The sequence below is a fragment of the Streptomyces sp. NBC_01335 genome, from assembly GCF_035953295.1.
Classification (GTDB): Bacteria; Actinomycetota; Actinomycetes; order Streptomycetales; family Streptomycetaceae; genus Streptomyces.
In genome coordinates, this window is sequence record NZ_CP108370.1 from 3,930,590 (window position 1) to 3,956,930 (window position 26,341).

A 26,341-nucleotide genomic window follows, 5' to 3' on the forward strand; every position below is an offset into this window, starting at 1 on the left:
GCCCGCACACCGGTCGGAGCACGTACGCGAGCCGGAGCACGTGCACCAGGCAGGGCGCCCGGGTCAGGGCGCGTGGGTCTGGGCACGTGGATCTGGGCGCGTGGATCTGGCACGGACGAACCCTCGTGGGCCCGGGTGGCGGTGATGAGCCCGGTCAGCGAGGTGCGCACCTCCGGCCTTCCCTCGCCCGGTCCGGGAACCGACAGCGTCGGATCAGGTCTGCGCCATGTCCACAAAGCGCGAGTAGTGCCCCTGGAAGGCCACCGTGATCGTCGCGGTGGGGCCGTTACGGTGCTTGGCGACGATCAGGTCCGCCTCGCCGGCGCGGGGCGATTCCTTCTCGTACGCGTCCTCACGGTGCAGCAGGATGACCATGTCGGCGTCCTGCTCGATGGAGCCGGACTCACGGAGGTCGGAGACCATCGGCTTCTTGTCCGTCCGCTGCTCGGGCCCTCGGTTCAGCTGGGAGAGCGCGATCACCGGGAGCTCCAGTTCCTTCGCGAGGAGCTTGAGGTTTCGGGACATGTCCGAGACCTCCTGCTGGCGGCTCTCGGCGCGCTTGGCGCCACCGGACTGCATCAGCTGGAGGTAGTCGATGACTACCAGCTTCAGGTCGTTGCGCTGCTTCAGACGACGGCACTTCGCCCGGATCTCCATCATGGAGAGGTTGGGCGAGTCGTCGATGTACAGCGGGGCCGCCGACACGTCCGGCATCCGCCGGGCCAGTCGCGTCCAGTCCTCGTCCGTCATCGTGCCCGAGCGCATGTGGTGCAGCGCCACCCGTGCCTCCGCCGAGAGCAGACGCATCGCGATCTCGTTCCGCCCCATTTCCAGGGAGAAGATCACGCTCGGAAGGTTGCCCTTGATCGAGCAGGCACGGGCGAAGTCCAGCGCCAGGGTCGACTTACCCATGGCGGGACGGGCGGCGATGACGATCATCTGACCGGGGTGCAGGCCGTTGGTCAGCGCGTCGAGATCGGTGAACCCGGTGGGGACACCGGTCATCTCCCCGCTGCGGGAGCCGATCGCCTCGATCTCGTCGAGCGCCCCCTCCATGATGTCGCCGAGCGGCAGATAGTCCTCGCTGGTGCGCTGCTCGGTGACGGCGTAGATCTCGGCCTGGGCGGAGTTGACGATCTCGTCGACGTCTCCGTCGGCCGCGTAGCCCATCTGTGTGATCTTCGTACCCGCTTCGACCAGGCGGCGCAGGACGGCACGCTCATGGACGATCTCGGCGTAGTACGAGGCGTTCGCCGCGGTCGGCACCGACTGGACGAGGGTGTGGAGGTACGGAGCGCCGCCGACCTTGGTGATCTCGCCGCGCCGGACCAGCTCGGCGGCGACCGTGATCGGGTCGGCCGGCTCACCCTTGGCGTAGAGATCGAGGATGGCCGTGAAGACGGTCTCGTGGGCGGGGCGGTAGAAGTCGTGCCCCTTGATGACCTCCACGACCTCCGCGATGGCGTCCTTGGAGAGCAGCATGCCGCCGAGCACCGACTGCTCGGCATCCAGGTCCTGCGGGGGAACCCGCTCGAACCCCGGAGAGCCCGAGTCCCAGCCGCTGTCGCGGCCCCGGTCGTGCTGGTCGTCCCGTCCGCCGCGCTCACCGCGCTCACCGCGACGCTGGCGGGAGACAGGCAGCCGGTCACTGGGACCGACGTCGGCCCAGGGCTCGTCCAAAGGCTCGGGAATGCTCACCGGGCCACCTCCTCCCGTCCGCTTCGCGGACCTAGCCATGCCACTCTTTCTTACGGCACGGCACCGACAAACAGGACACCCGACTCCGCTTCCGGCGCTTCGATTTCAACGCGTTCGAGGGCACGGTCGGAGTACGGGCGACGGTCCACGGTAGGCCGCTCCGCACCGTCAGCCAATCCGGTTATCCACAGGGCATGTGGACGACGGACCAGATGCTGTGGAGAAGTCCGCCGATCCTGTGCACGGACCGGGGGACAGCGCTGTGGACAAACTCATAGCATCGGCGTGCGCACACCTCTGACCTGGGTTTTTTCCGTCCACGGACTGTGGGGGAGAAAAACTTTCCCGCTTCGCTCAAGATCATCGCGAACGGCGCGTGGCCCAGCACACAGGCCCTGGAAAAGTAAGGATCAGAAAGGGCTTGCATGTATTACCTGTGGAAGATTGGATTGGCTCTCATGACCAAGGCCCTCGCGACAACCGCATCCGGTCGCCGACGGCACGACCGAGAGATCATCTCGCTCGCCGTGCCCGCCTTCGGCGCACTCGTGGCCGAGCCCCTCTTCCTCATGGTGGACAGCGCGATCGTGGGCCACCTCGGCACCCGGCAACTGGCCGGGCTCGGCGTTTCCGCCGCTCTCCTGTCGACCGCCGTCAGCGTCTTCGTCTTCCTCGCCTACGCCACCACGGCCGCTGTCGCCCGCCGCCTCGGCGCGGGCGATCTCGCCTCCGCGATCCGGCAGGGCATGGACGGCATCTGGCTCGCTCTGCTCCTCGGCGCCCTGGTGGTCGCCGCCGTTCTCCCCACCGCCCCATGGATCGTCGACGCCTTCGGCACTTCCTCGACGGCGGCCCCGTACGCGACGACCTATCTCCGCATCTCGACGCTCGGGATACCGGCCATGCTCGTCGTGCTGGCGGCGACCGGGGTGCTGCGCGGACTCCAGGACACCCGCACCCCGCTCTACGTCGCCATCGGTGGCTTCTCCGCCAACGCCATCCTCAACGCGGTCCTGGTCTACGGCGCGGGCCTCGGCATCGCGGGGTCCGCCTGGGGCACCGTGATCGCGCAGCTGGGCATGGCCGCCGCCTACCTGACCGTGGTCGTCCGGGGAGCCCGTCGGCACAAGGCATCGCTCCGCCCCGACGCGGCGGGCATCCGTGCGAACGCCCAGGCCGGGGTCCCGCTGCTGATCCGCACTCTCTCGCTGCGTGCGGTGCTGGTCATCGCCACCGCGGTCGCCGCCCGTCTCGGCGACGTGGACATCGCGGCTCACCAGATCGTCCTCTCGCTCTGGACTCTGACCGCCTTCGCCCTGGACGCCATCGCCATCGCCGGCCAGGCGATCATCGGGCGCTATCTCGGCGCCGACGACGCGAAGGGTGCGCGTGAGGCGTGTCGTCGAATGGTGGAGTGGGGCCTCGCCGCAGGGGTGGTACTCGGGGTGCTCATCGTGGTCGCGCGGCCCCTCTTCATCCCGCTCTTCACCAGCGACTCCTCCGTACGCGACACCCTGCTGCCCGCACTGCTGGTGGTGGCGGTCTCCCAGCCGATCGCGGGCGTGGTCTTCATCCTGGACGGCGTACTCATGGGCGCCGGTGACGGGCGCTACCTGGCGCTGGCCATGCTCGTCACCCTGGCCGTCTTCGCACCGGTCGCGCTGCTGATCCCCACCCTCGGCGGCGGTCTCACCGCACTCTGGTGGGCCATGGACCTGATGATGGCCGTCCGGCTGATCACCCTCTGGCTGCGCGCCCGCTCGGGACGCTGGGTCGTCACCGGCGCCACCCGCTGACCCGGAGGCCAGGGGGCGGAGCTCAAGGGCTGCTCAGAGCTCAAGGGCTGCTCAGTGAGACAGGGGCCTGGAGCCGAAAGGCCACGTTTCACGTGAAACAGCCGACCCTTCCGCAGAAGGCCATGTTTCACGTGAAACGAGCTCATTGAAGCGACGTCACTGAAACGACCTCACTGAAACGACGAAGGGCCGTACCCCGCGGGGTACGGCCCTTCACCTGACTAACTCGTACGAGCACTGCCTCAGGCAGCGACAACCTCGACGCCGAGCTGCGCCGCAACCTCAGGGTGCAGGCGCACGGACACCTGGTGTCCGCCAAGGGTCTTGATCGGCGAACCGAACTCGACACGACGCTTGTCGACCTCCGGGCCACCGGCAGCCTTGATCGCCGAGGCGACGTCGGCCGGGGTGACGGAGCCGAAGAGGCGGCCGGCGTCGCCGGAGCGAACAGCCAGACGGACCTTCACGGACTCGAGCTTGGCCTTGATCTCGTTGGCCTGCTCGATCGTCGCGATCTCGTGGATCTTGCGGGCGCGGCGGATCTGCGCCACGTCCTTCTCGCCGCCCTTGGTCCAGCGAATGGCAAAGCCACGCGGGACCAGGTAGTTGCGAGCGTATCCGTCCTTGACGTCGACGACGTCGCCGGCGGCACCGAGGCCAGTGACCTCGTGGGTGAGGATGATCTTCATGTTTGCGTCACCCTTCCCTTATCGCGCGGTGGACGTGTAGGGCAGCAGCGCCATCTCACGGCTGTTCTTGACTGCCGTGGCGACGTCACGCTGGTGCTGCGTGCAGTTGCCGGTAACGCGGCGGGCACGGATCTTGCCGCGGTCGGAAATGAACTTCCGCAGCATGTTCGTGTCCTTGTAGTCCACGTACTGGGTCTTGTCCTTGCAGAACGCGCAGACCTTCTTCTTAGGCTTGCGCACAGGCGGCTTCGCCATGGTGTTTCTCCTGTGTGATCAAGAAGTGGGGGTACGAGCCAGACCTAGAAAGGAGGCTCGTCCGAGTAGCCGCCGCCGCTGGAACCGCCGGAGCTTCCGCCCCAGCCGCCCTGCTGGCCCCCGCCCTGCTGGCCGCCGGAGGGTGCGCCGGTTGCCCACGGGTCGGCGTCGGGAGCGCCGCCGCCGCCCTGCTGGCCACCGCCACTGGGACCGCCGCCCCAGTTGCCGCCGCCCTGCTGGCCGCCGCCGTATCCACCCTGGCCGCCGCCCTGGCCACCGCGACCTGCGGTCTTGGTGACCTTGGCCGTGGCGCTCTTCAAGCTGGGGCCGACCTCGTCGACATCCAGCTCGTAGACCGTGCGCTTGATGCCCTCACGGTCCTCGTAGGACCGCTGCTTCAGCCGGCCCTGCACAATGACGCGCATGCCTCGCTGAAGCGACTCCGCGACGTTCTCCGCCGCCTGACGCCAGACCGAGCAGGTGAGGAACAGGCCTTCGCCGTCCTTCCACTCATTGGTCTGCCGATCGAAGATGCGGGGTGTGGACGCGACACGGAACTTCGCGACCGCCGCACCGGACGAGGTGAAGCGCAGCTCGGGGTCGTCGACGAGATTGCCGACGACCGTGATGACGGTCTCGCCTGCCATGGATGAACCTCTCGGCGGGGATTGCTTGCTGCTTGCTGCTACTCGAACCCGATGACCGCTGAGCTAGATGCTCAGTGGGTCTCGGGACGGAGGACCTTGGTCCGGAGGACCGACTCGTTCAGGTTCATCTGGCGGTCGAGCTCCTTGACGACCGCAGGCTCGGCCTGCAGGTCGAGGACCGAGTAGATGCCCTCGGGCTTCTTCTTGATCTCGTAAGCGAGCCGACGACGGCCCCAGGTGTCGACCTTCTCAACCTTTCCGTTGCCCTCGCGGACGACGGAGAGGAAGTTCTCGATCAGGGGAGAGACAGCGCGCTCCTCCAGATCGGGGTCGAGGATGACCATCACCTCGTAGTGACGCATGTGGAACCCACCTCCTTTGGACTCAGCGGCCACGGTCGTTCCGTGGCAGGAGGGTCGTGATGCGTAGGCATCGGTGTCCGTCGGGTGAAACAGCGGACTCGGCAGGCTCCTCGGAGGGAGGGCCGCCGGGCAGGCTCAAGGCAGACACCGGTGCAGACCGTACAGACTACCTGCCGTGGACCCCCGGGTTGAAATCCAGGGCCAAGGATGCGCAATCTGTACATATCGGATGTGAGCGGCGTCTCAGCGCGCCGCCCCTTCGGCAGGAGGCACTTTCATGGCCCAGGTAGCGCACACCCGCCCGCGGAACCGCCCCACCGGCTCCCTCTTCGCCACGGACGGCAGGCCCCATCCGCTCCAGGACACCCTGATGGTGGTGACCGGGGTCCTCGGCGTCCTCGCGTTCGTGACCGCCATGTTCCACAACCTGCACCTGCTCAGCTCGTGGGCCGGGCTCATCGGCATCCTCGTCGGCGGCTACGGGATGTGGATCTCCAGGACGACCTGGGAGCGGTTCGCCCTGATCATGGGGATCGGCTCCTCGGCAGTCGGCTTCTACCTCGGAATGGCCCACGGAGGACTGTTCGGCGGCGTGGTCAGCTGACCACCGCGTTCCCGGCCTCGGCCGCTCCACCGCGTTCTCGTCAGGGCCCCGGCGGCAACCCCGCCAGGGCCCTTGCGGCACCGGCTCGCGGCCAAGTGCCGTACGGGCCAGAACGGGCGCTCCCCGCTCACAGTAGGCTTCGGCGCGAGAGCCGGAGCCCCTGACCGATGGGGACACACCTGCCGAGGAGCGCCCCGCATGAGCCTGACCCTGAGGACCATCAGCCGCGAGCAGCATCTGGCGTACATCCAGAGCCTGCCCGCGGCCAGTCACTGCCAGGTCCCGGCGTGGGCTGACGTGAAGACGGAGTGGCGGTCGGAGAGCCTCGGCTGGTTCGACAAGACCGGTCAGATCGTCGGCGCCGGACTGGTGCTGTACCGACAGCTCCCCAAGATCAAGCGGTACCTCGCCTACCTCCCCGAGGGCCCGGTCATCAACTGGTACGCGCCCAACCTGGACGAGTGGCTCCAGCCGATGCTCGCCCACCTCAAGCAGCAGGGCGCCTTCTCGGTGAAGATGGGCCCGCCGGTCGTCATCCGTCGCTGGGACTCCACCGCCATCAAGGCCGGCATCCAGGACCCGGACGTGAAGCGTCTGCGGGACGTCGAGGCGACGGTCATCGAGCCGCGGGCGTTCGAGGTCGCGGACCGGCTGCGCAAGATGGGCTGGCAGCAGGGCGAGGACGGCGGCGCCGGCTTCGGCGACGTGCAGCCCCGCTTCGTCTTCCAGGTGCCGCTGGCGAACCGCTCCCTCGAGGACGTCCTCAAGGGCTTCAACCAGTTGTGGCGCCGCAACATCAAGAAGGCCGACAAGGCCGGTGTAGAGGTCGTCCAGGGCGGCTACGAAGACCTCGCCGAGTGGCAGCGGCTGTACGAGATCACGGCCGTGCGCGACCACTTCCGCCCGCGCCCCCTCTCGTACTTCCAGCGCATGTGGTCCGTACTCAACTCCGAGGACCCCAACCGGATGCGGCTGTACTTCGCCCGCCACAACGGGGTCAACCTCTCGGCCGCGACCATGCTCGTCGTCGGCGGACACGTCTGGTACTCCTACGGCGCCTCCGACAACATCGGCCGCGAGGTCCGGCCCTCCAACGCCATGCAGTGGCGCATGCTGCGCGACTCGTACGCGATGGGCGCGACCGTCTACGACCTGCGCGGCATCAGCGACTCGCTCGACGAGACCGACCACCTCTTCGGTCTGATCCAGTTCAAGGTCGGCACCGGCGGCGAAGCCGTCGAGTACGTCGGCGAGTGGGACTTCCCGCTCAACAAGCTCCTGCACAAGGCGCTCGACATCTACATGTCGCGACGCTGACGCGACGGGTCCGGCGAACGACCGGGCCCGTTCGCTCCGTTGGTTCCCTCCGTTTGTTCTGCGATCTGAGACACACCGCAGCCACCAGAAAGGTTCCGGGCCGGCCATGGCGCTCTCCCTCTACGTCGACACCGCGCGCTGGCGGGCGCACCAGAAGTCCGTGATCGATCAGTTCCCGGGGCTCGTGCCGGTCTGCAAGGGCAACGGTTACGGCTTCGGGCACGAGCGCCTGGCCGACGAGGCCATCCGCTTCGGCTCGGACATGCTGGCGGTCGGGACGACCTACGAGGCGGCCCGGATCAAGGACTGGTTCAGCGGCGACCTCCTCGTCCTCACCCCGTTCCGGCGGGGCGAGGAGCCGGTTCCGCTGCCCGACCGCGTGATCCGCTCGGTCTCCTCCGTGGACGGGGTGCACGGACTCGTCGGCGCCCGGGTCGTCATCGAGTGCATGAGCTCGATGAAGCGCCACGGGGTCAAGGAGGAGGAGCTGGGGCAGCTCCACGCCGCCATCGAGGACGTACGTCTCGAAGGGTTCGCGCTGCACCTCCCGCTGGACCGCACCGACGGTTCGGACGCGGTGGAGGAGGTCATCGCCTGGATGGACCGGCTGCGCAACGCCCGGCTTCCGCTGCACACCATGTTCGTCAGCCACCTCAAGGCCGCGGAGCTGGCCCGGCTGCAGCAGCAGTTCCCGCAGACCCGCTTCCGCGCCCGCATCGGCACGCGGCTCTGGCTCGGCGACCACGAGGCCACCGAGTACCGCGGTGCGGTGCTGGACGTGACCCCCGTCGTCAAGGGCGACCGTTTCGGCTACCGGCAGGGCAAGGCCGCGTCGGACGGCTGGCTGGTGGTCGTCGCCGGCGGTACGTCGCACGGGGTCGGTCTTGAGGCCCCCAAGGCCCTGCACGGCGTGATGCCGCGCGCCAAGGGCGTCGCCCGCGCCGGACTGGCCACGGTGAACCGCAACCTGTCGCCGTTCGTCTGGTCGGGCAAGCAGCGTTGGTTCGCCGAGCCGCCGCACATGCAGGTGTCGATCCTGTTCGTGCCGTCGGACGCGCAGGAGCCGCGGGTCGGCGACGAGCTGGTGGCACATCTGCGCCACACCACCACGCAGTTCGACCGTCTCGTCGAGCGCTGACGGAACCTCGGGCCGGGGCCGGCCGGCGTCAGTCTCCGGCCCCGCCGCCGCGCACCGCTCCCCCGCCCGCGGGCTCGCCCCAGAACTCCTCCTCGTCGAACTCGCGGGTGCCCATGGGAGCCAGTACGAACACGTCCGGCGCCCCGTCGAGCACACCGCCCGAGGGGTCGTCCGAGCCGTCCTGCCGCACCATGTCCCGGTCCGGCCGCACGATGTCCCGCACGACCAGGGCGACGAGGTAGAGCGTGCCCAGCAGGTGCAGGACGACCGCGAGCTGGTAACCGTCCTGCGGAAGCCCCTGGTGCTTGTCCCCGCTGCTCGAATAGGCGAGGTACATCCAGATGCCGAGGAAGTACAGCACCTCGCAGGCCTGCCAGATCAGGAAGTCCCGCCAGCGCGGACGTGCCAGCGCGGCGAGCGGGATGAGCCAGAGCACGTACTGCGGTGAGTAGACCTTGTTCGTCAGGACGAAGGCCGCCACCACGAGGAACGCGAGCTGGGCGAACCTCGGCCGGTGCCGCCCCGCGAGTGCCAGCGCCGCGATGCCGAGGCAGCAGAGCCCCATCAGCACCATTGAGGCCGTGTTCACCACGGAGACCTCGATGGGCCGTTCGATGCGCTGTGAGAGGACCAGCCAGAACGACCCGAAGTCGACGGAGCGCTCCTGGCTGAACGTGTAGAACTTCTTCCACCCCTCGGGGGCGTACAGCATCACCGGCAGGTTCACCACCAGCCAGGCCACCGCGGCCGAGAACGCGGCGACGAGGAACGGCCGCCACTTCCCCGCGCGCCAGCAGAGCAGCAGCAGCGGTCCGAGCAGCAGGACGGGGTACAGCTTCGCCGCCGTCGCCAGGCCGATCAGGACACCGAACGCGACCGCCCGCCCGCGCGACCACATGAGCATCGCGGCGGCGGTCAGGGCGACGGCCAGCAGGTCCCAGTTGATCGTGGCGGTCAGCGCGAAGGCGGGCGCCAGGGCGACCAGCAGCCCGTCCCAGGGACGGCGGCGGTGGGTGCGCGCGACGCACACGACCGCCACGGCCGCGCAGATCATCAACAGGCCGGCGTTGACGAGCCAGTACATCTGCTCGCGCTGCATCATCGGGTCGCTGTCCGGGGTGAGCGTGAGCCAGGAGGCGACCTGCATGAACAGCCCGGTCAGGACCGGGTATTCGAGGTACTGCATGTCGCCGCCGAGCCGGTCGAAGTACGGCAGCAGCCCGTCCGCGAAGCCCCGTCCGACGAACAGGTGGGGGATGTCGGAGTAGCAGGCGTGCGTGTACTGCGAGCTGGCACCCCTGAACCAGGCCCAGTTGTAGCAGGGGAGCTTCTGCACCATGCCGAGCGCGAACATCCCGATCGCCACCAGGGCGACCACGCGCACGGCCGTCAGCCCGCCGCCGCCGAATCGCGCGAACCGGCCCGCCGGTCCGCCGATCAACTCGCTGCCCGCAGCGGCGATCTCGTCCCGTCGCGTGGGTGCGACGGCCCGCTCCTGGTCCTCGATGGTCTCTTCTGCGCTTGGCATGCGCCACATCCTGCCGTACCGGGCTGTGCGGGAGGCGGGGGACCGCCGGACACGGCGGAGGGCCGCCCGCACCTCGCCAGGTGCGGACGGCCCTCGGAGACGGCCCCGATCGGGAGCCGGCGGTTCGGCTATCCGTTGCCGTTGCCGTTGCCCCGGCTCGAACCGAAGATGTCTCCTACGTCGTCGGCTTCGTCAGTGGGCGTGGCGCTGGGATCGGTGCCACTGGTAGTGCCGTCGGTGTCGTTGCCGGCTGCCGCTCCGGCCGTGTCCGCGCCTGCCGCCGCTCCGGCGTTGGTCCCGTCCGGGAGGCAGGTGCTCCAGCCCCAGGTCTTGCAGGTCTCGGTCGGCGTCGGAGTGGTGGGGGGCGCGGTCGTCGGAGTGGGCTCCTCGGACGGCTCCTCGGACGGCGTGGGCGACGCGCTGGGAGTCGGTGAGGGGGTCGGGCTCGGGCTCGCGCCGCCGCCGTAGACCTTCTCACCGATGGGGCCGGGGGTGGGAAACTCCTCGACCTTCGTGCCCTTCACCGCGCCGACCATGTAGTCGTGCCAGACCTGCGCGGGGAACGACGCACCGTGGATCTTCTCCTGCCCGCCGGTCCCGAACATCTTCTGGAAGGCGCGGTCCTTGTGCTTCTCGTTGTCGTCCATCCGGAACATGCTGACGGCGGTGGAGATCTGCGGGGTGTAGCCGACGAACCAGGCCGACTTGTTCTCGTCCGTGGTACCCGTCTTGCCCGCAGCTTCCCGGCCGGGAAGCTGCGCGGAGGTGCCCGTGCCGTGCTCGACGACGTTCTTCAGCACATCGGTGACGTTGTCGGCGACGGCCGAGTCGAAGGCGGTCTTGGTCTTCTTCTCGTGCTTGAAGATGGACGCCCCTTCCTTCTTGACCTCCGTGACCGAGAAGGGCTCGTTCTGCTTACCGCTGGTGGCGAACGTGGCGTACGCGGCCGCCATGCGGATCGCGCTCGGCGAGGACGTGCCGATGGAGAACGACGGGACATGGGCGTCGGCCATGTAGTCGTCGTCGCGCAGGCCCGCCGCCATCGCGACGTCCTTCACCTTGTCCGTACCGACGTCCATGCCGAGCTGGACGTAAGGGGAGTTGATCGACTCCTGCATGGCGTACCGCAGGTCCACGTCACCGTAGGAGGTGTGGTCGTCGTTGGTCTGGAGCCACTGCTTGCCCTCCTCGTTCTCCCAGGGCTTCCCCGTCCAGTCGTTGATCTTGAGCTCGTTGTCGCCGTTGTAAATGCTCTTCGGCGAGACCGGGGTGCGCTCGGACTCGCTCTGGACCTCGCCCCCGTCGGGGTCTCTCTTGCCGTACTCCATGGCGGCGGCGAGCACGAACGGCTTGAACGTCGAGCCGACCTGCGCACCCGTGGGGTTGGCGTTGTTGGTGTAGTGCTTGGTGGCGTCCTGCCCGCCGTAGATGGCGATGATGGCCCCGGTGGCGGTGTCCACCGACGCGCCGCCGAACTGGACGTTGGTGTCGTACTCGGGACGCTTCTTGGGGTCGATGTTCTCGTCGTAGACCCGCTTGACGGCGGCGTTGAGCTGCTGGACCTTCTTCTTGTCGAAGGTCGTGTGGATCTCGTAGCCACCCTGGTCGAGGGTGTCGGAGTCGACCCCCTTGACGTTGTCCAGGACGTAGCTCTTGGCGAGGTCGACCAGATAGCCCGTCTGGCCGCTGAGCTGAGCGCTCTTCTTCGGCGCGACCGGCATGGGGAATTCCTTGTACTTGGCCCGCTCCGCCGCGGAGAGGTGGCCGTCCTTGACCTCCTCGTCGAGAATCCAGCCCCAGCGCTTCTTGGCGCGGACCAGGTTCTTCTCGGCGGTGGCCTGCACCGGGTCCACCTCGGGGGCACCGGCCGGGTCGTAGTAGCTGGCACCCTTGAGCAGGGTGGCCAGGAAGGCGCACTCGCTCGGGTTCAGCTCGGTGGCGTCCTTGTTGTAGTACGTACGCGCAGCGGCCTGGAGCCCGGAGGCGCCCCGGCCGTAGTAGGAGACGTTGAGGTACCCCTTCATGACGTCGTCCTTGTTCATCTTGCTGCCGACCTTCAGCGTGATGAACAGTTCCTTGAACTTGCGGCTGATCGTCTGTTCCTGGGTGAGCATCGAGTTCTTCACGAACTGCTGGGTGATCGTCGACCCGCCCTGGGTCTCACCGCCCTTGGCCATGTTGAACAGGGCGCGCCCGATACCCATGGGGTCGATGCCGTGGTCCGTCTCGAACGACTTGTTCTCGGCGGAGATCACCGCGTAGCGCATGGCCGCCGGGATCTGCGCGTAGCTGATCTCCTGGCGGTTCACCTCACCACCGGTCGCGACCATCTGCGAGCCGTCGGACCAGTAGTAGACGTTGTTCTGCGCCTTGGCCGCCTTGCTGACCTCCGGCATCTGCACCAGCGCGTACGAGACGCCCGCGACGCCCATCAGGAGACCGAGGAAACTCAGGCAGAGCCCCGAGACCAGCTTCCACGACGGCACCCAGCGGCGGAACCCGTACTTGCCGTAGCGCGGGTAGTCGATGATCCGCTTCTTGCCAGGGCCTCCGTCCCCCCGGCCCCGCCCGGGGCCTTCGGAACCCCCGCCGCGACGCCGGCCACCTCCCCCGCCGCCGCCCGGACCTCCGGAGCCGGGGCCCTCGGCCCCGCGCCGCCGCCCGCCGCGCTGGGCGGCCCGACGCGCTTCGGCGCGGCCTCCCGGCGGACGTTCCTCGGCGTACGACCCCGAAGGTGACTCCTGGGTCACCCTGGGTGATGGTGCTGCGCGGCGTCCTGCTGACTGCGGCGCGGCTCGTCGGGCCGCGGCACGCCCCCCGTCTTGCGGTTGAGGCGTTTTGCGACGGTGCTCGCTCATCGAACGACTACTCCTCGGGCAGGCGAGAGCGCCTGGAAGCGGCAGTTGAGATCCGGTCCCCCCGAATTGCGGACAGGCCCTGCGGAAGGCACATCCGCAGTACATCCGGCAGTCCGCGTGTTCTGACGCCCGGCGACGTCTCGCGGTTCCCGGTGATCTGCATGCCGGACAGACTACGCACGGTCAAAACCCATGTAGGGCCGAAGTTCACCCCAAATGACGCAAGTCGCTTGCTACGAATTAGTGATGTGACGCCGTTCACTAAGGCAGCCCTTGTCGAACCTTGCGGACCGATCTATCGTGCTGATGTATCGAGTCGATACATCAGGGCGGCATAAGCACCCGGACCGAGCAGCACGGGACCACACGGCAACGGAGGAGGCGAAGATGAGCAGACGCTCCGGCATCCTCGAATTCGCCGTCCTCGGACTGCTCCGCGAGTCCCCGATGCACGGCTACGAGCTGCGCAAACGCCTCAACACCTCGCTGGGCATCTTCCGCGCCTTCAGCTACGGCACCCTCTATCCCTGCCTCAAGACGCTGGTCGCCAGTGGCTGGTTGATCGAGGAGCCGAGCACCGCCCCGGCCGATCTCGCGACGCCCGCCTCTTCACTGGCGGGGCGCAGGGCGAAGATCGTGTACCGGTTGACGGCGGAGGGCAAGGAGCACTTCGAGGAGTTGCTCTCGCACACCGGCCCGGACGCCTGGGAGGACGAGCACTTCGCGGCTCGCTTCGCCTTCTTCGGCCAGACGGAACGCGATGTGCGGATGCGCGTCCTGGAGGGCCGGCGCAGCCGGTTGGAGGAGCGCCTGGAGAAGATGCGCGCCTCTCTCGCCCGCACCCGGGAACGACTCGACGACTACACACTTGAGCTGCAGCGGCACGGCATGGAGTCCGTGGAGCGCGAAGTGCGCTGGCTGAACGAGCTCATCGAGAGCGAGCGTTCGGGACGGGACCGGCGACGGTCCGCACCCGAGGGCTCCTCTCAGCAGGACACCGCAGAGGAAACGGGCGGCCTGCCCCGGCGCCGGGCTGACACCCCGCCGGATCCGTCCGATGACACCGCCTGATGGAGCTCCCGCACACCGCGGGAGCCCTCGTCGGGACCACCATTACACACAGGGAGCAACCGGAATGGGTTCGGTTCGCGTAGCCATCGTCGGCGTGGGCAACTGCGCCGCCTCGCTGGTGCAGGGCGTCGAGTTCTACAAGGACGCCGATCCGGCCGGCAAGGTGCCCGGCCTGATGCACGTTCAGTTCGGCGAGTACCACGTGAGCGACGTCGAGTTCGTCGCCGCCTTCGACGTCGACGCGAAGAAGGTCGGCCTCGACCTCGCGGACGCCATCGGCGCCAGCGAGAACAACACCATCAAGATCGCGGACGTGCCCACCACCGGCGTCACCGTCCAGCGCGGCCACACCCACGACGGTCTGGGCAAGTACTACCGCCAGACGATCGAGGAGTCCGCCGAGGCCCCCGTGGACATCGTCCAGGTCCTCAAGGACAAGCAGGTCGACGTTCTCGTCTGCTACCTCCCGGTCGGTTCCGAGGTCGCGGCGAAGTTCTACGCCCAGTGCGCCATCGACGCCAAGGTCGCGTTCGTCAACGCCCTCCCGGTCTTCATCGCCGGCACCAAGGAGTGGGCGGACAAGTTCACCGAGGCCGGTGTCCCGATCGTCGGCGACGACATCAAGTCGCAGGTCGGCGCGACCATCACGCACCGCGTGATGGCGAAGCTCTTCGAGGACCGGGGCGTCATCCTGGACCGCACGATGCAGCTGAACGTCGGCGGCAACATGGACTTCAAGAACATGCTCGAGCGTGAGCGCCTGGAGTCCAAGAAGATCTCGAAGACGCAGGCCGTCACCTCGCAGATCCGTGACCGCGAGCTCGGTGCCGACAACGTCCACATCGGTCCGTCGGACTACGTGGCGTGGCTGGACGACCGCAAGTGGGCCTACGTCCGCCTCGAGGGCCGCGCCTTCGGCGACGTCCCGCTGAACCTCGAGTACAAGCTCGAGGTGTGGGACTCCCCGAACTCGGCCGGTGTCATCATCGACGCCGTCCGTGCCGCGAAGATCGCCAAGGACCGGGGCATCGGTGGCCCGATCCTCTCCGCTTCCTCGTACTTCATGAAGTCCCCGCCGGTGCAGTACTTCGACGACGAGGCCCGCGAGAACGTCGAGAAGTTCATCGCAGGCGAGGTCGAGCGCTGATCCAGCCCCGCGGCTGACAGCACCGCCCCGTGTGGGGGCTTCACCGTCCGTACACGCGTCTGACGTCCAAGGTCCCCGAGCCCGCGCGCTCGGGGACCTTCGGCGTATGTGACCCTTGCTCACATGGCTGTCGCGCGTGATCTGCGGATACTCCTGCGCCTTCGGAACTTCCGTCGCCTCCTCGCCGTGCGGCTCCTCTCCCAGGCGGCGGACGGCGTCTACCAGGTCGCACTGGCCGCGCACGTCGTCTTCTCACCCGAGAAGCAGGCCTCGGCCGGTGCCATCGCCTCGGCCATGGCGGTCCTGCTGCTCCCCTACTCCCTGGTCGGCCCGTTCGCCGGTGTACTGCTCGACCGCTGGCCGCGCCGCCAGGTCTTCCTCCACGGGAACCTGCTCAGAGCCGTCCTCGCCTGCTGTACCGCGCTGCTCATCCTCGGCTCCGTGCCCGAGTGGCTCTTCTACGCGTCGGCGCTCTGCGTCACGGCGGTCAACCGCTTCGTCCTCGCGGGGCTCTCCGCCGCCCTGCCACGTGTCGTCGACGCCGACCGGTTGGTGCTCGCCAACTCGCTTTCCCCGACCGCCGGCACCCTGGCGGCCACGGCCGGCGGCGGTCTCGCCTTCGCCGTCCGGCTGCTGGCCGACGACTCGGACGCCGCGGTGGTCCTGCTGGGTGCCCTGCTCTACCTGTTCTCGGCCCTGGCCTCCCTGACCCTGCCCCGGAAGCTGCTGGGCCCGGACGCCCAGGAGAGCGCGGTGCACCTGCGGGCGGCGCTGGGGATCACCGCGCGAGGGCTCGTCGCCGGGATGCGGCACCTGGTGGAGCGCCGGGACGCGGGCCGGGCGCTGATCGCCATGACGGTGCTCCGCTTCTGCTACGGCGCCCTGACCGTCATGGTGCTCATGCTCTGCCGCTACGCCTGGTCGGACGACGAGTCCGAGGGGCTGGCGCTGCTCGGTCTGGCGTTGGGGATCTCCGGGGCCGGCTTCTTCGTCGCCGCGGTCCTGACGCCCTGGGCCGTGAACCGCTTCGGCCGGTACGGATGGATCGTCGTCTGTGCGGGAACGGCGGCCGTCCTGGAACCCGCCCTGGGCCTGTCGTTCGCTCCGGCGCCGATGATGGTCGCGGCGTTCGTGCTCGGCGTGGCGACGCAGGGTTCCAAGATCGCGACGGACACCGTGGTCCAGACTTCGGTGGCCGACGCCTACCGGGGGCGGGTCTTCTCCCTCTACGACGTGCTGTTCAACGTGGCGTTCGTGAGCGCTGCGGCCGCCTCCGCACTCCTCCTGCCGGCCGACGGCCGGTCCGTCTCCGTGGTGGCCGGGGTGGCCCTGCTCTACGCGGTCGTTGCCGTGGCGATGTTCCGGTGGCGACGCACGGCCACCACCTCCTGACCTGGGGCCCACCGGTGTTTCACGTGAAACACCGCCCGCCACCACCCCCGCGCGTTCGTGTTTCACGTGAAACACGAACGCGCGGCAAGAACCGGGGACTCAGCTCCGGGCTCGCCACCACTCGGTGAGAGCGGCTGCGGCGGCCTCCTCGCCCATCGGCCCGTTCTCCAGCCGCAGTTCCAGCAGGAACGCGTACGCCTGACCGATGACGGGCCCCGGGCCGACGTCGAGAATCCGCATGATCGCGTTCCCGTCCAGATCGGGGCGGATGGAGTCCAGCTCCTCCTGCTCCTGGAGCAGCGCGATGCGCTCCTCCAGCGCGTCGTACGTCCGCGAGAGAGCGTTCGCCTTCCGCTTGTTCCTGGTCGTGCAGTCCGAACGGGTGAGCTTGTGGAGTCGCTCCAGCAGGGGTCCCGCGTCGCGCACGTACCGGCGGACGGCCGAGTCGGTCCACTCGCCGTCGCCGTAACCGTGGAAGCGCAGGTGGAGCTCGACCAGCCGGGAGACGTCCTTGACCATGTCGTTGGAGTACTTCAGCTCCGTCAGACGCTTCTTGACCATCTTGGCGCCGACCACCTCGTGGTGGTGGAAGGAGACGCGGCCGTCCTTCTCGAAGCGCCGGGTCCGGGGCTTGCCGATGTCGTGGAGCAGCGCGGAGAGCCGCAGGACCAGGTCCGGGCCGTTCTCCTCCAGGTCGATCGCCTGCTCCAGCACGGTCAGCGAGTGCTCGTAGACATCCTTGTGGCGGTGATGCTCGTCACTTTCCAGCCGGAGTGCAGGCAGTTCCGGCAGCACGTACCGGGCCAGTCCCGTGTCGACCAGCAGCCCCAGCCCCTTGCGGGGGTGCTCGGAGAGGAGCAGCTTGTTGATCTCCTCCCGGACACGCTCCGCCGAGACGATCTCGATGCGGGCCGCCATCTCCTTCATCGCCGCGACGACCTCGGGGGCCACCTCGAAGTCGAGCTGAGCGGCGAACCGTGCGGCCCGCAGCATGCGGAGCGGGTCGTCGGAGAAGGACGCCTCCGGCGTTCCGGGGGTGCGCAGGACCCGGTCGGCGAGATCCTTCATCCCGTCGTGCGGGTCGATGAACTCCTTCCGCGGCAGGGCGACGGCCATCGCGTTGACCGTGAAGTCGCGGCGGACCAGGTCCTCCTCGATGGAGTCCCCGTACGAGACCTCGGGCTTCCGGGAGGTCCGGTCGTACGCCTCCGAACGATAGGTCGTGACCTCGACCTGGTAGCCGTCCTTCTGCGAGCCCACCGTGCCGAACGCGATGCCGATCTCCCAGACCGAGTCGGCCCAGGGGCGGACGATCTTGAGAACGTCCTCCGGTCGCGCGTCGGTGGTGAAGTCGAGGTCGTTCCCGAGCCGCCCGAGCAGCGCGTCCCGGACCGAGCCGCCGACCAGGGCGAGGGAGAACCCCGCTTCCTCGAAACGGCGTGCGAGCTCGTCGGCGACGGGGGACACCCGCAGCAGTTCGCTGACCGCACGGGGCTCCGCCTGGCTCAGGGCGCTGGTCTTGTCTTCGTTGGCGTTCGGCACAACAGAAAAGGGTACGTGCACGGACCGGCCCGGGCGTCACCGTTTCCAGGAGCCCTGCGAGACTCTGCCGATCATGAGGGGCGGTCCGGAGCACTCCGCCACAGCGCACCTCGTTACCATGCGGGGACGCAGAACCGACAGCGATCGACACCCCAGCTGACGACGACGAGGGACGGGTACACGCGTGGCCGAGGCGGCAGACTCCCAGGGGACATCTCCCTCTCCTGCTCGCCGGTGGATGAGGCGTACAGCGTCCGTGTTGCTGGGGGTGCCCCTGCTGACCGGTCTGCTCGCCGGACCGGCGGCATCGGCTCCCCTCACCGGCACGGCGGAGAAAGCCGCCCCCGTCTCCAGCACGGTCGACGTCGCGCTGAACTCGCTCACTCCCAGCGCACCGGTCGAAGGAGACACGCTGGTCGTCTCCGGCACCCTGACCAACAAGGGCAAAGAGACGATCAAGGACGCCGAGGTGGACCTCCGGGTCGGTCCGAGGCTCTCTGGGCGTTCCTCGATCGACGCGAACGCCAAGCGGACCGGATATCTGCCGGGCGTCGACGCGGAAGCGCTCGGCGACCCGTACACCGTGCAGGTGTCCACGCTCCGCAAGGGCGTCAGCCAGGACTTCTCGCTCTCCGTCCCGGTCGACAAGCTGCCGCTGGACACCGCCGGCGTCTACCAGCTGGCCGTCTCCCTGACCGGGCAGACGTCCGGCAGCTCCTACGACCGGGTCCTCGGCATCCAGCGCACCTTCCTGCCCTGGCAGCCGGAGGAGAGCGACGCCAAGTCCAAGCTCACCTTCCTCTGGCCGCTGATCGCCTCCGCGCACATCACGGCCGAGACCGCCTCGGACGAGCAGCAGACCCCCGTCTTCCAGGACGACGAGCTCGCCGCCGAACTGCAGCCCGGCGGCCGGCTCGAACAGCTTGTCTCCCTGGGCAGCGGCGCCCCGGTGACCTGGGTGATCGATCCGGATCTGCTGGCGAGCGTCGACGCGATGGCGGGGACCTACCGGGTCAAGTCCGGGGACACCACGGTCCCAGGCACCAACCAGGCGGTCGCCAAGAAGTGGCTCGACGCCCTGCAGAAGGCGGTGAACGGCGGCAAGGTCGTCGCCCTTCCGTTCGCCGACCCCGACCTCGCGTCCATCGCCCACCGGGGAAAGAACGTCTCGGGCACCCTCAGCCATCTGCAGACGGCCACCGAAGCGGCGACGACCACCGTCGAGACGGTGCTGCACACCACGCCGACCACCGACTTCGCGTGGCCCGTGGACGGTGCCGTCGATCCCTCGATCGTCGATGTGGCCACCTCGGCCGGGGCCCACAACGTGATCGCCCGCAGCGACAGCCTGGAGGAGACCAGCAACCTGCTGTACACCCCCACGGCTGCCCGGCCCATCGGTGGCGGTACGAACGCGGTCGTGGCCGACTACCGGCTCTCCACGGCTTTCGGCGGCGACATGACGGGGGGCGAACGCTCCACACTCGCCGTCCAGAACTTCCTCTCCCAGACCCTGGCGTTCACCAAGCAGGACGAGGAGAAGGAACGCAGCATCGTGGTGGCTCCCCAGCGGATGCCCACCGCCGCCCAGGCGCAGACGATGGCACGGGCCCTCCGGACACTGGACGACGGCCGCTGGACGGAATCCGTGGACCTGGTGGCCGCCTCCGAGGCGAAGCCGGACGCCAGGGCGACCACCCGGGTGCCGAGCTCGTCGGCGTACCCGAAGAGGCTGCGCAGCCAGGAGCTGCCCACGCAGGCGTTCCAGGACATCAGGGCCATTCAGGACTCGCTGAACAGCTTCCAGGTCATCCTGACCCAGCCGGAACGGGTGGTGACCCCGTTCGGCAACGCCATCAACCGCTCGATGTCGACCTCCTGGCGGGGAAGGCCGCTGGAGGCGCAGCAGTACCGTGACGCGGTACGCACCTACCTCCAGGGGCTCGTCGGCCAGGTGAACCTGATCGCGAAGTCGGACGTCACGCTCTCCGGCCGCAGCGCTACCATCCCGGTCACCGTGCAGAACCAACTGGTGCAGGGGGTCGACCACCTGGTGCTCCGGCTGACCTCGGACAACGCCACCCGGCTCAAGCTCAACGACGACGGCGCGGTCGCGGAGCAGCCGGTGGTGATCGCGGGCGGTCACAGCCAGTCCGTGAAGTTCGACGCGGACGCCAACGTCAACGGCCAGGTGCAGATCAGGGCCCGCCTCTTCACCGAGGACGGGACACCGTACGGCGACGAGATGACCTTCACGGTGAAGGTCTCCGAACTGACGCCGACGGTTCTGCTGGTGATCGCCGGCGGACTGCTGCTGCTGGTCCTCGCGGGTGTGAGGATGTACAACCACCGGAAGCGCGCCGTCGCAAGCGACACGTCGGAAGGCGGCGGCGGCGAACCCGAGCAGCCGAGTGACCCGACACCGGACACCGGGCCGGAAAGCGGGAACCCGTCCGGGACGGGTGAGAAAGTGGACCGTTGAGCGATGTCTGTCGAGGCCGGTCGGCCGGGGACGATGAGGTGGGGTTTCGATGAACGCGCCGTACGACGGTGACCGCGTGCATGGCGCGGGCGGGACGGGCGCCGACCGTGTGCCCCCGGAGACGGGACCGGACCAGATGGCTCCGGCCGACCCGTACCTCCAGCACGCCTACGACCACGACCCGTACCGGGCGCGCGACCTCGCCGCCCAGGACCCGGTCGGCGAAGCACTGTACGACCGGGCTTCCCACCCTCCGCCGCCCCCGGGCACGTACCAGGAGCCGCAGCCGCTCTACCAGCAGCCTCCCGCGTCCCAGTACCCCCCGGACCCCCGGCTCTGGGCCCAGACGCCCGCACCGGAGCCCGCAGGGCCCTCCCGGCACCTTCCCTACGGCGACGACGCCCTGACGACTCAGTTCGTGGGCGTCGACGACCTCGTCACCCGCGCCTCGGAGGACGAGGTGGAGCCGGACGCCTTCGCCCACCTCTTCCGGGACCAGGAGGGCCCCGCCGGCGGCCGGCACGCAGGTACGCCCGAACCCGAGCCCGCCAAGGCACCCGCGCCACAGAAGTCCGGCGGACGGGCCTCGGGACTGCTCAAGTCCAGTGCCCTGATGGCCGCCGGAACGCTCGTCTCCCGGCTCACCGGCTTCGTCCGGAGCCTGGTCATCACCGCAGCCCTCGGCGCCGCCCTGCTCGGTGACAGTTTCACCATCGCCTACACCCTGCCGACGATGATCTACATCCTCACCGTCGGCGGCGGTCTGAACTCCGTGTTCGTCCCCCAGCTCGTCCGGTCCATGAAGGACGACGAGGACGGCGGCGAAGCGTACGCCAACCGCCTGCTCACTCTGGTGATGGTCGCCCTCGGCGTGATCGTGGCCGCGGCCGTGTTCGCCGCGCCGCTGCTCATCCGACTGATGTCGCTCCCCATCGCCAGGGACCCCGCCGCCAACAGCGTGGCCGTCACCTTCGCGCGCTACTGCCTGCCGACGATCTTCTTCATGGGCGTGCACGTCGTGATGGGGCAGATCCTGAACGCGCGCGGCAAGTTCGGCGCGATGATGTGGACCCCGGTCCTCAACAACATCGTCATGATCGCCACGTTCGGTCTCTTCATCTGGGTCTACGGCACCTCGGCCGAGTCCCGGATGGGCGTCGAGACCATCCCGCCGGACGGCGTGCGACTGCTGGGCATCGGCACCCTGCTCGGCCTCACCGTGCAGGCGCTGGCGATGATCCCGTACCTGCGCGAGGCGGGATTCCGCTTCCGGCCGCGCTTCGACTGGAGGGGCCACGGCCTCGGCAAGACGATCAAGCTGGCCAAGTGGACCGTGCTCTTCGTCCTCGCCAACCAGGCAGGCGTCCTGGTCGTCACCCAGCTCGCCACCTCGGCCGGGAAGCTCTCCGGCCAGGACGGCACCGGTTTCCTCGCGTACTCCAACGCCCAGCTCATCTGGGGCATGCCGCAGGCCATCATCACCGTCTCCGTGATGGCAGCCCTGCTGCCCCGCATCGCCCGGGCCGCGCACGACAACGACCCCGGCGCGGTCCGCGACGACATCTCCCAGGGACTGCGGAACTCCGCCGTCGCGATCGTCCCGGTGTCCTTCGGCTTCCTCGCGCTCGGCCTGCCGATGTGCACCCTGCTCTACGGGTCCAGCGGGTCCGATGCCTCCCGGTCGATGGGCTTCATCCTGATGGCCTTCGCCCTCGGCCTCATCCCGTACTCGGTGCAGTACGTCGTGCTGCGCGGCTTCTACGCGTACGAGGACACCCGCACCCCCTTCTACAACACGGTCATCGTGGCGGCCGTCAATGCCGCCGCGTCGGCCCTCTGCTACGTCGTCCTCCCGGCCCGCTGGGCGGTGGTCGGCATGGCGGCGTCCTACGGCCTGGCTTACATGGTCGGAGTCGGCGTCGCCTGGCGCCGGCTGCGCAAGCGGCTCGGCGGCGATCTGGACGGCGCCCGCGTCGTCCGGACGTATGCCCGCCTCTGCATGGCGGCGATCCCTGCCGCCCTGGTCGGGGGTGTCGTGGGGGTCGCCCTGCTCGAACTTCTCGGCGAAGGCGTGCTCGGTTCGGTCGCCGCACTGATCTGCGGTGGCCTGCTCCTGCTCGGCATCTTCTTCGGAGCGGCCAAGAAGATGCGGATCGAAGAGGTGAACGGCCTGATGGGTATGGTCCGGGGACGGCTCGGCCGCTGAACGGACGCCGCAGCACACAACCATCGCCGGTCTCCGCGTGTCGTGCATAGCGCCGGAGTGTGGGCACAATTGGCGTGACTGTGAGCAGAGCTGGCTGGCATCGCGCAACGGATGGGGAGGCAGGAACGACGGTGGCGGAACGTAGCACGGCTGCCGTCGACGTGGCCGACAACAGCGGCGACGAGCCGCTGGCCGCCAAGGCGGAAGAGGCCACGACCGACGGGACGGCTGAAGCCAAGAGCGCGGCGGGCACGAGCCCCGACGGCGTGGACGACAAGGACGCCGGCTCCCCCGCGGAGCCACCTGCGCCCGATCTGCACAGCGGCCACAAGCTGGCCAAGCGATACCGGCTCGAAGAGTGCGTCACCCGGCTGGACGGTTTCAGCAGCTGGCGCGCGATGGACGAGAAGCTGCGACGAGCGGTGGGCGTCCACCTGCTCACGGCGAACCATCCCCGCGCCCGGCCGGTCCTGGCGGCGGCACGCTCGTCCGCCCTGCTCGGCGACCCGCGGTTCGTCCAGGTGCTGGACGCCGTGGAAGAGGGCGACTTCGTCTACGTCGTCCACGAGTGGCTCCCGGACGCCGTCGAGCTCACCGCGCTGCTCGCCGCGGGCCCGATGGAGGCGCACGACGCGTTCCAGCTCGTCGGTCAGCTCTCCCAGGCCATGGCGGCGGCACACCGCGAGGGGCTGGCCCACCTGCGCCTGACCCCCGGCGCCGTCCTGCGCAGCTCCACGGGGCAGTACCGCATCCGCGGCCTCGCCGTGGACGCCGCCCTGCGGGGCATCACGGCCGAGCGTCCGCTGCGCACGGACACCGAGGCGATCGGCGCCCTGCTGTACGCGGCGCTCACGCAGCGGTGGCCCTACGAGAACGACGCCTACGGACTCGCCGGCCTGCCCAAGGAAGTGGGGCTCATCGCGCCCGACCAGGTCCGGGCGGGAGTCCACCGCGGTCTCTCGGAGCTCGCCATGCGCGCGCTCGCCAACGACGGCGCCACCGCCTCACGGCAGGAACCGCCCTGCACGACCCCGGACGAGCTGGCCAAGGCGGTCGCCGCGATGCCGCGCATCCTGCCGCCCGAGCCGACCTTCACCGCTCCGCCCGAGTACCAGCGGACCACCTACCAGCAGGGGACGTACGGGCGTCCGTCCGCCCATCCCGCGCAGGCGGTCCCGGTCATGGCCGCGCCTCCGGCCCCGCTCCAGAGCCGCACCGGCAGGGCCTTGAAGTGGGCCGTCTCCGCCCTGCTCATCGCCGCGCTGGGGCTCGGCAGCTGGCAGCTCGCCGAGACGCTCCTGGACAACAAGAAGACCGAGGAGACCGACACCACCCGGACGACGGACAGCGGCAGCACCGACAAGAACGTCCTCGTCTCGGGCAAGCCGATCACCATCGTGCAAGCCCGGGACTACGACCCTCTCGGCACCGACGGGGGCGAGAAGCCCGAGGCGATAAAGAACGCCTACGACGGTGACCCCAGCACCTACTGGTCCACCCAGAGCTACTACACCGCCAAGTTCGGTGCCCTCAAGACAGGCGTCGGCATGGTTCTCGACCTCGGCGAGGTGCAGCAGGTCGGTTCCGTGGACGTCTCCTTCCTCGACGGCACCACCTCGGTCGAACTGCGTACCGCGAAGGACGCGTCCCCACCGTCCATGCCCGACGGCTTCACCAAGGTGGCCGAGGGCTCGGGGACGGATGTGACGCTCAAGCCGGGGAACCCCGTCCAGGCGCGGTACCTTCTCGTCTGGCTCACCGAGCTGCCCGGCAGTGGGAAGGACTACCGGGGCAAGGTCTCCGAGATCAAGGTCACCAGCTGACGGACGCAAGGGGCGGGGGAGCTCACCGTTGGACGACGCCAGATTCGCCGACACCAGTGACCAGGAACTGCTGGCACAGCACGTGGCAGGCGTACCGGAAGCCTTCGGTGAGCTGGTGCGGCGCCACCGGGACCGTCTGTGGGCCGTGGCGCTGCGGACGCTCGGTGACCGGGAGGAAGCGGCGGACGCGGTCCAGGACGCCCTCGTCTCCGCCTTCCGCGCCGCCCACACCTTCCGGGGGCAGTCCGCCGTCACCACCTGGCTGCACCGGATCACCGTGAACGCCTGCCTCGACCGGGCACGCAAGGCCGCCTCCCGCAGGACCTCACCGGTGGACACCGCCGAGCGCCTCGATCAGTTGCTGGAGCCGCACGAGTCGGCCGAGGCACCCGCCGAGCGTCGGGATCTGCACCGCGAGCTGCTGGCCGCGCTCGCGACGCTCCCTCCCGAGCAGCGCGCCGCGTTGGTCCTCGTGGACATGCAGGGGTATCCCGTCGCGGAGGCGGCCGCGATTCTCGACGTGCCGACCGGCACGGTGAAAAGTCGCTGTGCCCGGGGACGGGCCCGCCTCCTGCCGCTGCTGAATCATCTGCGCGGGCGTGACACGGATGACCCACCGCTGACGAGCAAGGAGCCGCCAGGTTCCGAACGGAACCGATCAGAAGATCCATTCGTCCCACGGCCGTCAGCGCCGAGGAACGCAGGAGCGCATGATCCTGCCGCAGCGCAGGGCGGAGGCGGACACTCATGACATCCACGACCGATACCACTCAGCACCCGGACGTCACCGAGATCTCCGACTTCGCTGAAGACATCCTCCCCGTCGCCCGGGCCACGGAGATCCGGCGTCACCTCCTCACCTGCGCGCTCTGCGAAGACGTGCACTCTTCCCTGGAGGAGATCCGCTCTCTGCTCGGCTCGCTGCCGGAGCCTTCCCCCGTATCGGCCGACATCGCCGACCGCATCGACGCGGCGCTAGCCGCCGAGACGCTTCTCGGCTCCCGCACCCCCTCGGCCTCCCCCTCGGCGAGCACCGATGTTTCACGTGAAACGGCATCGCAGACCGCGGAGCGGCCGACAACGCCCACCGCGGAGCACATCGCCGAGCATGCCCCGGGCGCGCCTGCCGGAACACCGCCGAAGCCCGGGGCACCGATGTCCCGTTCCACCGCCCATCCGTCGAGCACCTCCACAGGCCCCGGCCGGGGCCGTTTCCCTCGGCGCCGTCGCGTCGTCCTCGGGACCGTGTTCGGCGCCGCGATTCTGGGCATGGGCGCCCTCGTGTTCCAGACAGCAGCTACGACGACCGGAGCTTCGTCCGACAAGGCGGGCTCCGGGTCCATGGCTGCGTCCGCGCCCCCGGAGGGCGGCGCGGACGCAGCCGCCTCGTCCGCCGTCGAGTTCACCACGGCCACGCTCGCGGATCAGGTGCGCGGCCTGCTGGGCAGCGCTTCCGCGCTCCAGCGCACCGAGGGCGCCAAGGGCACGCCCCAGGAAGCAGGCCCCTCCGGGACGCCCACGGTCGACCGTCCACTGCAAGCGCCGTCCGTACCCGCCTGCGTCCAGCGGGCGCTCGGCCGTACCGCTTCCGCCCTCGCGGTGGAGACCGGGATCTACCGGGGGACCGATACCTACCTCGTGGTACTGCCGCACCCCACGGACGGTTCCCTGGTCACCGCCTACCTCGTCGACGCCGGATGCACCGCCGCCGATCCCTCGGACACGGGCACCGTTCTGTTCACCCACGCCTACCCCCGTGCCTGACCCCGATGTGCCCCACGCCACG

At 69.1% G+C, this 26,341-nt stretch carries 20 protein-coding genes; 12 read left to right on the forward strand and 8 right to left on the reverse strand.

The window, feature by feature from the left end; genetic code table 11:
- Positions 1-213: 213 nt before the first annotated feature.
- The gene (dnaB, locus tag OG599_RS16840; RefSeq protein WP_327180066.1) at positions 214-1,680 is read right to left on the reverse strand and encodes a replicative DNA helicase; all 1,467 of its coding nucleotides are present in this window, start codon (positions 1,678-1,680) and stop codon (positions 214-216) included.
- Positions 1,681-2,156: 476 nt separating this feature from the next.
- On the opposite strand from dnaB, the gene OG599_RS16845 reads away from it, so the two are divergent.
- Positions 2,157-3,494, forward strand: a complete 1,338-nt coding sequence (locus OG599_RS16845; protein WP_327176791.1) for an MATE family efflux transporter — start codon at positions 2,157-2,159, stop codon at positions 3,492-3,494.
- Between the two features lie 242 nt (positions 3,495-3,736).
- Here the strand turns inward: OG599_RS16845 and rplI are convergent, their stop codons facing one another.
- The 4 genes from rplI to rpsF all read right to left on the reverse strand — a co-directional run bounded on the left by rplI (position 3,737) and on the right by rpsF (position 5,447).
- On the reverse strand, positions 3,737-4,183 hold the full coding sequence (gene rplI, locus OG599_RS16850; RefSeq protein WP_266706586.1) for a 50S ribosomal protein L9: 447 nt from the start codon (positions 4,181-4,183) through the stop codon (positions 3,737-3,739).
- 18 nt (positions 4,184-4,201) lie between these two features.
- On the reverse strand, positions 4,202-4,438 hold the full coding sequence (gene rpsR, locus OG599_RS16855; RefSeq protein ID WP_003967857.1) for a 30S ribosomal protein S18: 237 nt from the start codon (positions 4,436-4,438) through the stop codon (positions 4,202-4,204).
- Between the two features lie 44 nt (positions 4,439-4,482).
- The gene (locus OG599_RS16860) at positions 4,483-5,085 is read right to left on the reverse strand and encodes a single-stranded DNA-binding protein (RefSeq protein ID WP_327176792.1); all 603 of its coding nucleotides are present in this window, start codon (positions 5,083-5,085) and stop codon (positions 4,483-4,485) included.
- Between the two features lie 71 nt (positions 5,086-5,156).
- A complete protein-coding gene (gene rpsF / locus OG599_RS16865) occupies positions 5,157-5,447 on the reverse strand; it encodes a 30S ribosomal protein S6 (protein WP_266706588.1) in 291 nt (96 codons plus the stop codon).
- 277 nt (positions 5,448-5,724) lie between these two features.
- On the opposite strand from rpsF, the gene OG599_RS16870 reads away from it, so the two are divergent.
- From OG599_RS16870 to OG599_RS16880, 3 genes are all read left to right on the forward strand, one after another.
- Positions 5,725-6,051 carry a hypothetical protein gene (locus tag OG599_RS16870; RefSeq protein WP_327176793.1) on the forward strand — a complete coding sequence of 109 codons (327 nt, stop codon included), beginning with the start codon at positions 5,725-5,727 and terminating at the stop codon, positions 6,049-6,051.
- Between the two features lie 198 nt (positions 6,052-6,249).
- On the forward strand, positions 6,250-7,368 hold the full coding sequence (locus OG599_RS16875) for a lipid II:glycine glycyltransferase FemX (RefSeq protein WP_327176794.1): 1,119 nt from the start codon (positions 6,250-6,252) through the stop codon (positions 7,366-7,368).
- A gap of 106 nt (positions 7,369-7,474) precedes the next feature.
- Positions 7,475-8,506: an alanine racemase gene (locus tag OG599_RS16880; protein WP_327176795.1), complete on the forward strand. Its 1,032-nt coding sequence runs from the start codon at positions 7,475-7,477 to the stop codon at positions 8,504-8,506.
- A 28-nt stretch (positions 8,507-8,534) separates the two neighbouring features.
- Here the strand turns inward: OG599_RS16880 and OG599_RS16885 are convergent, their stop codons facing one another.
- Both OG599_RS16885 and OG599_RS16890 read right to left on the reverse strand, forming a co-directional pair.
- Positions 8,535-10,034: a glycosyltransferase family 87 protein gene (locus OG599_RS16885; protein ID WP_327176796.1), complete on the reverse strand. Its 1,500-nt coding sequence runs from the start codon at positions 10,032-10,034 to the stop codon at positions 8,535-8,537.
- Positions 10,035-10,162: 128 nt separating this feature from the next.
- Positions 10,163-12,892, reverse strand: a complete 2,730-nt coding sequence (locus tag OG599_RS16890; protein ID WP_327176797.1) for a transglycosylase domain-containing protein — start codon at positions 12,890-12,892, stop codon at positions 10,163-10,165.
- Between the two features lie 387 nt (positions 12,893-13,279).
- Here OG599_RS16890 and OG599_RS16895 point away from each other — a divergent pair, with 387 nt between their 5' ends.
- The 3 genes from OG599_RS16895 (at position 13,280) to OG599_RS16905 (ending at position 16,502) form a co-directional block, all read left to right on the forward strand.
- Positions 13,280-13,963: a PadR family transcriptional regulator gene (locus OG599_RS16895; RefSeq protein WP_327176798.1), complete on the forward strand. Its 684-nt coding sequence runs from the start codon at positions 13,280-13,282 to the stop codon at positions 13,961-13,963.
- A gap of 64 nt (positions 13,964-14,027) precedes the next feature.
- A complete protein-coding gene (locus OG599_RS16900; RefSeq protein ID WP_327176799.1) occupies positions 14,028-15,110 on the forward strand; it encodes an inositol-3-phosphate synthase in 1,083 nt (360 codons plus the stop codon).
- A gap of 123 nt (positions 15,111-15,233) precedes the next feature.
- On the forward strand, positions 15,234-16,502 hold the full coding sequence (locus OG599_RS16905; protein WP_327176800.1) for an MFS transporter: 1,269 nt from the start codon (positions 15,234-15,236) through the stop codon (positions 16,500-16,502).
- A gap of 99 nt (positions 16,503-16,601) precedes the next feature.
- Here OG599_RS16905 and OG599_RS16910 read toward each other — a convergent pair whose 3' ends face one another.
- Complete coding sequence (locus OG599_RS16910; protein ID WP_327176801.1) at positions 16,602-18,044, reverse strand: CCA tRNA nucleotidyltransferase; 1,443 nt, start codon at positions 18,042-18,044, stop codon at positions 16,602-16,604.
- Between the two features lie 184 nt (positions 18,045-18,228).
- Between OG599_RS16910 and OG599_RS16915 the strand changes: the two genes are divergently transcribed.
- The 5 genes from OG599_RS16915 (at position 18,229) to OG599_RS16935 (ending at position 26,319) form a co-directional block, all read left to right on the forward strand.
- Complete coding sequence (locus OG599_RS16915) at positions 18,229-20,526, forward strand: DUF6049 family protein (protein ID WP_327176802.1); 2,298 nt, start codon at positions 18,229-18,231, stop codon at positions 20,524-20,526.
- 49 nt (positions 20,527-20,575) lie between these two features.
- Positions 20,576-22,732 carry a murein biosynthesis integral membrane protein MurJ gene (murJ, locus tag OG599_RS16920; protein ID WP_327176803.1) on the forward strand — a complete coding sequence of 719 codons (2,157 nt, stop codon included), beginning with the start codon at positions 20,576-20,578 and terminating at the stop codon, positions 22,730-22,732.
- Positions 22,733-22,863: 131 nt separating this feature from the next.
- Complete coding sequence (locus OG599_RS16925; protein ID WP_327176804.1) at positions 22,864-24,555, forward strand: protein kinase family protein; 1,692 nt, start codon at positions 22,864-22,866, stop codon at positions 24,553-24,555.
- A gap of 28 nt (positions 24,556-24,583) precedes the next feature.
- Positions 24,584-25,306, forward strand: a complete 723-nt coding sequence (gene sigM, locus OG599_RS16930; RefSeq protein ID WP_327176805.1) for an RNA polymerase sigma factor SigM — start codon at positions 24,584-24,586, stop codon at positions 25,304-25,306.
- Positions 25,303-26,319: an anti-sigma factor family protein gene (locus OG599_RS16935; protein WP_327176806.1), complete on the forward strand. Its 1,017-nt coding sequence runs from the start codon at positions 25,303-25,305 to the stop codon at positions 26,317-26,319. Before sigM ends, OG599_RS16935 begins: the two co-directional genes overlap by 4 nt.
- Positions 26,320-26,341 lie beyond the last annotated feature (22 nt).

What these genes read in the sequence shown, in the direction of transcription:
- rplI (WP_266706586.1), bottom strand. Translation starts at nt 4,183, where the DNA reads ATGAAGATCATCCTCACCCACGAGGTCACTGGCCTCGGTGCCGCCGGC.
- murJ (WP_327176803.1), top strand. Translation starts at nt 20,576, where the DNA reads ATGAACGCGCCGTACGACGGTGACCGCGTGCATGGCGCGGGCGGGACG.
- OG599_RS16890 (WP_327176797.1), bottom strand. Translation starts at nt 12,892, where the DNA reads ATGAGCGAGCACCGTCGCAAAACGCCTCAACCGCAAGACGGGGGGCGT.
- OG599_RS16860 (WP_327176792.1), bottom strand. Translation starts at nt 5,085, where the DNA reads ATGGCAGGCGAGACCGTCATCACGGTCGTCGGCAATCTCGTCGACGAC.
- OG599_RS16880 (WP_327176795.1), top strand. Translation starts at nt 7,475, where the DNA reads ATGGCGCTCTCCCTCTACGTCGACACCGCGCGCTGGCGGGCGCACCAG.
- OG599_RS16845 (WP_327176791.1), top strand. Translation starts at nt 2,157, where the DNA reads ATGACCAAGGCCCTCGCGACAACCGCATCCGGTCGCCGACGGCACGAC.
- OG599_RS16905 (WP_327176800.1), top strand. Translation starts at nt 15,234, where the DNA reads ATGGCTGTCGCGCGTGATCTGCGGATACTCCTGCGCCTTCGGAACTTC.
- rpsR (WP_003967857.1), bottom strand. Translation starts at nt 4,438, where the DNA reads ATGGCGAAGCCGCCTGTGCGCAAGCCTAAGAAGAAGGTCTGCGCGTTC.
- OG599_RS16875 (WP_327176794.1), top strand. Translation starts at nt 6,250, where the DNA reads ATGAGCCTGACCCTGAGGACCATCAGCCGCGAGCAGCATCTGGCGTAC.
- rpsF (WP_266706588.1), bottom strand. Translation starts at nt 5,447, where the DNA reads ATGCGTCACTACGAGGTGATGGTCATCCTCGACCCCGATCTGGAGGAG.
- OG599_RS16885 (WP_327176796.1), bottom strand. Translation starts at nt 10,034, where the DNA reads ATGCCAAGCGCAGAAGAGACCATCGAGGACCAGGAGCGGGCCGTCGCA.
- OG599_RS16900 (WP_327176799.1), top strand. Translation starts at nt 14,028, where the DNA reads ATGGGTTCGGTTCGCGTAGCCATCGTCGGCGTGGGCAACTGCGCCGCC.
- OG599_RS16935 (WP_327176806.1), top strand. Translation starts at nt 25,303, where the DNA reads ATGACATCCACGACCGATACCACTCAGCACCCGGACGTCACCGAGATC.
- OG599_RS16870 (WP_327176793.1), top strand. Translation starts at nt 5,725, where the DNA reads ATGGCCCAGGTAGCGCACACCCGCCCGCGGAACCGCCCCACCGGCTCC.
- OG599_RS16895 (WP_327176798.1), top strand. Translation starts at nt 13,280, where the DNA reads ATGAGCAGACGCTCCGGCATCCTCGAATTCGCCGTCCTCGGACTGCTC.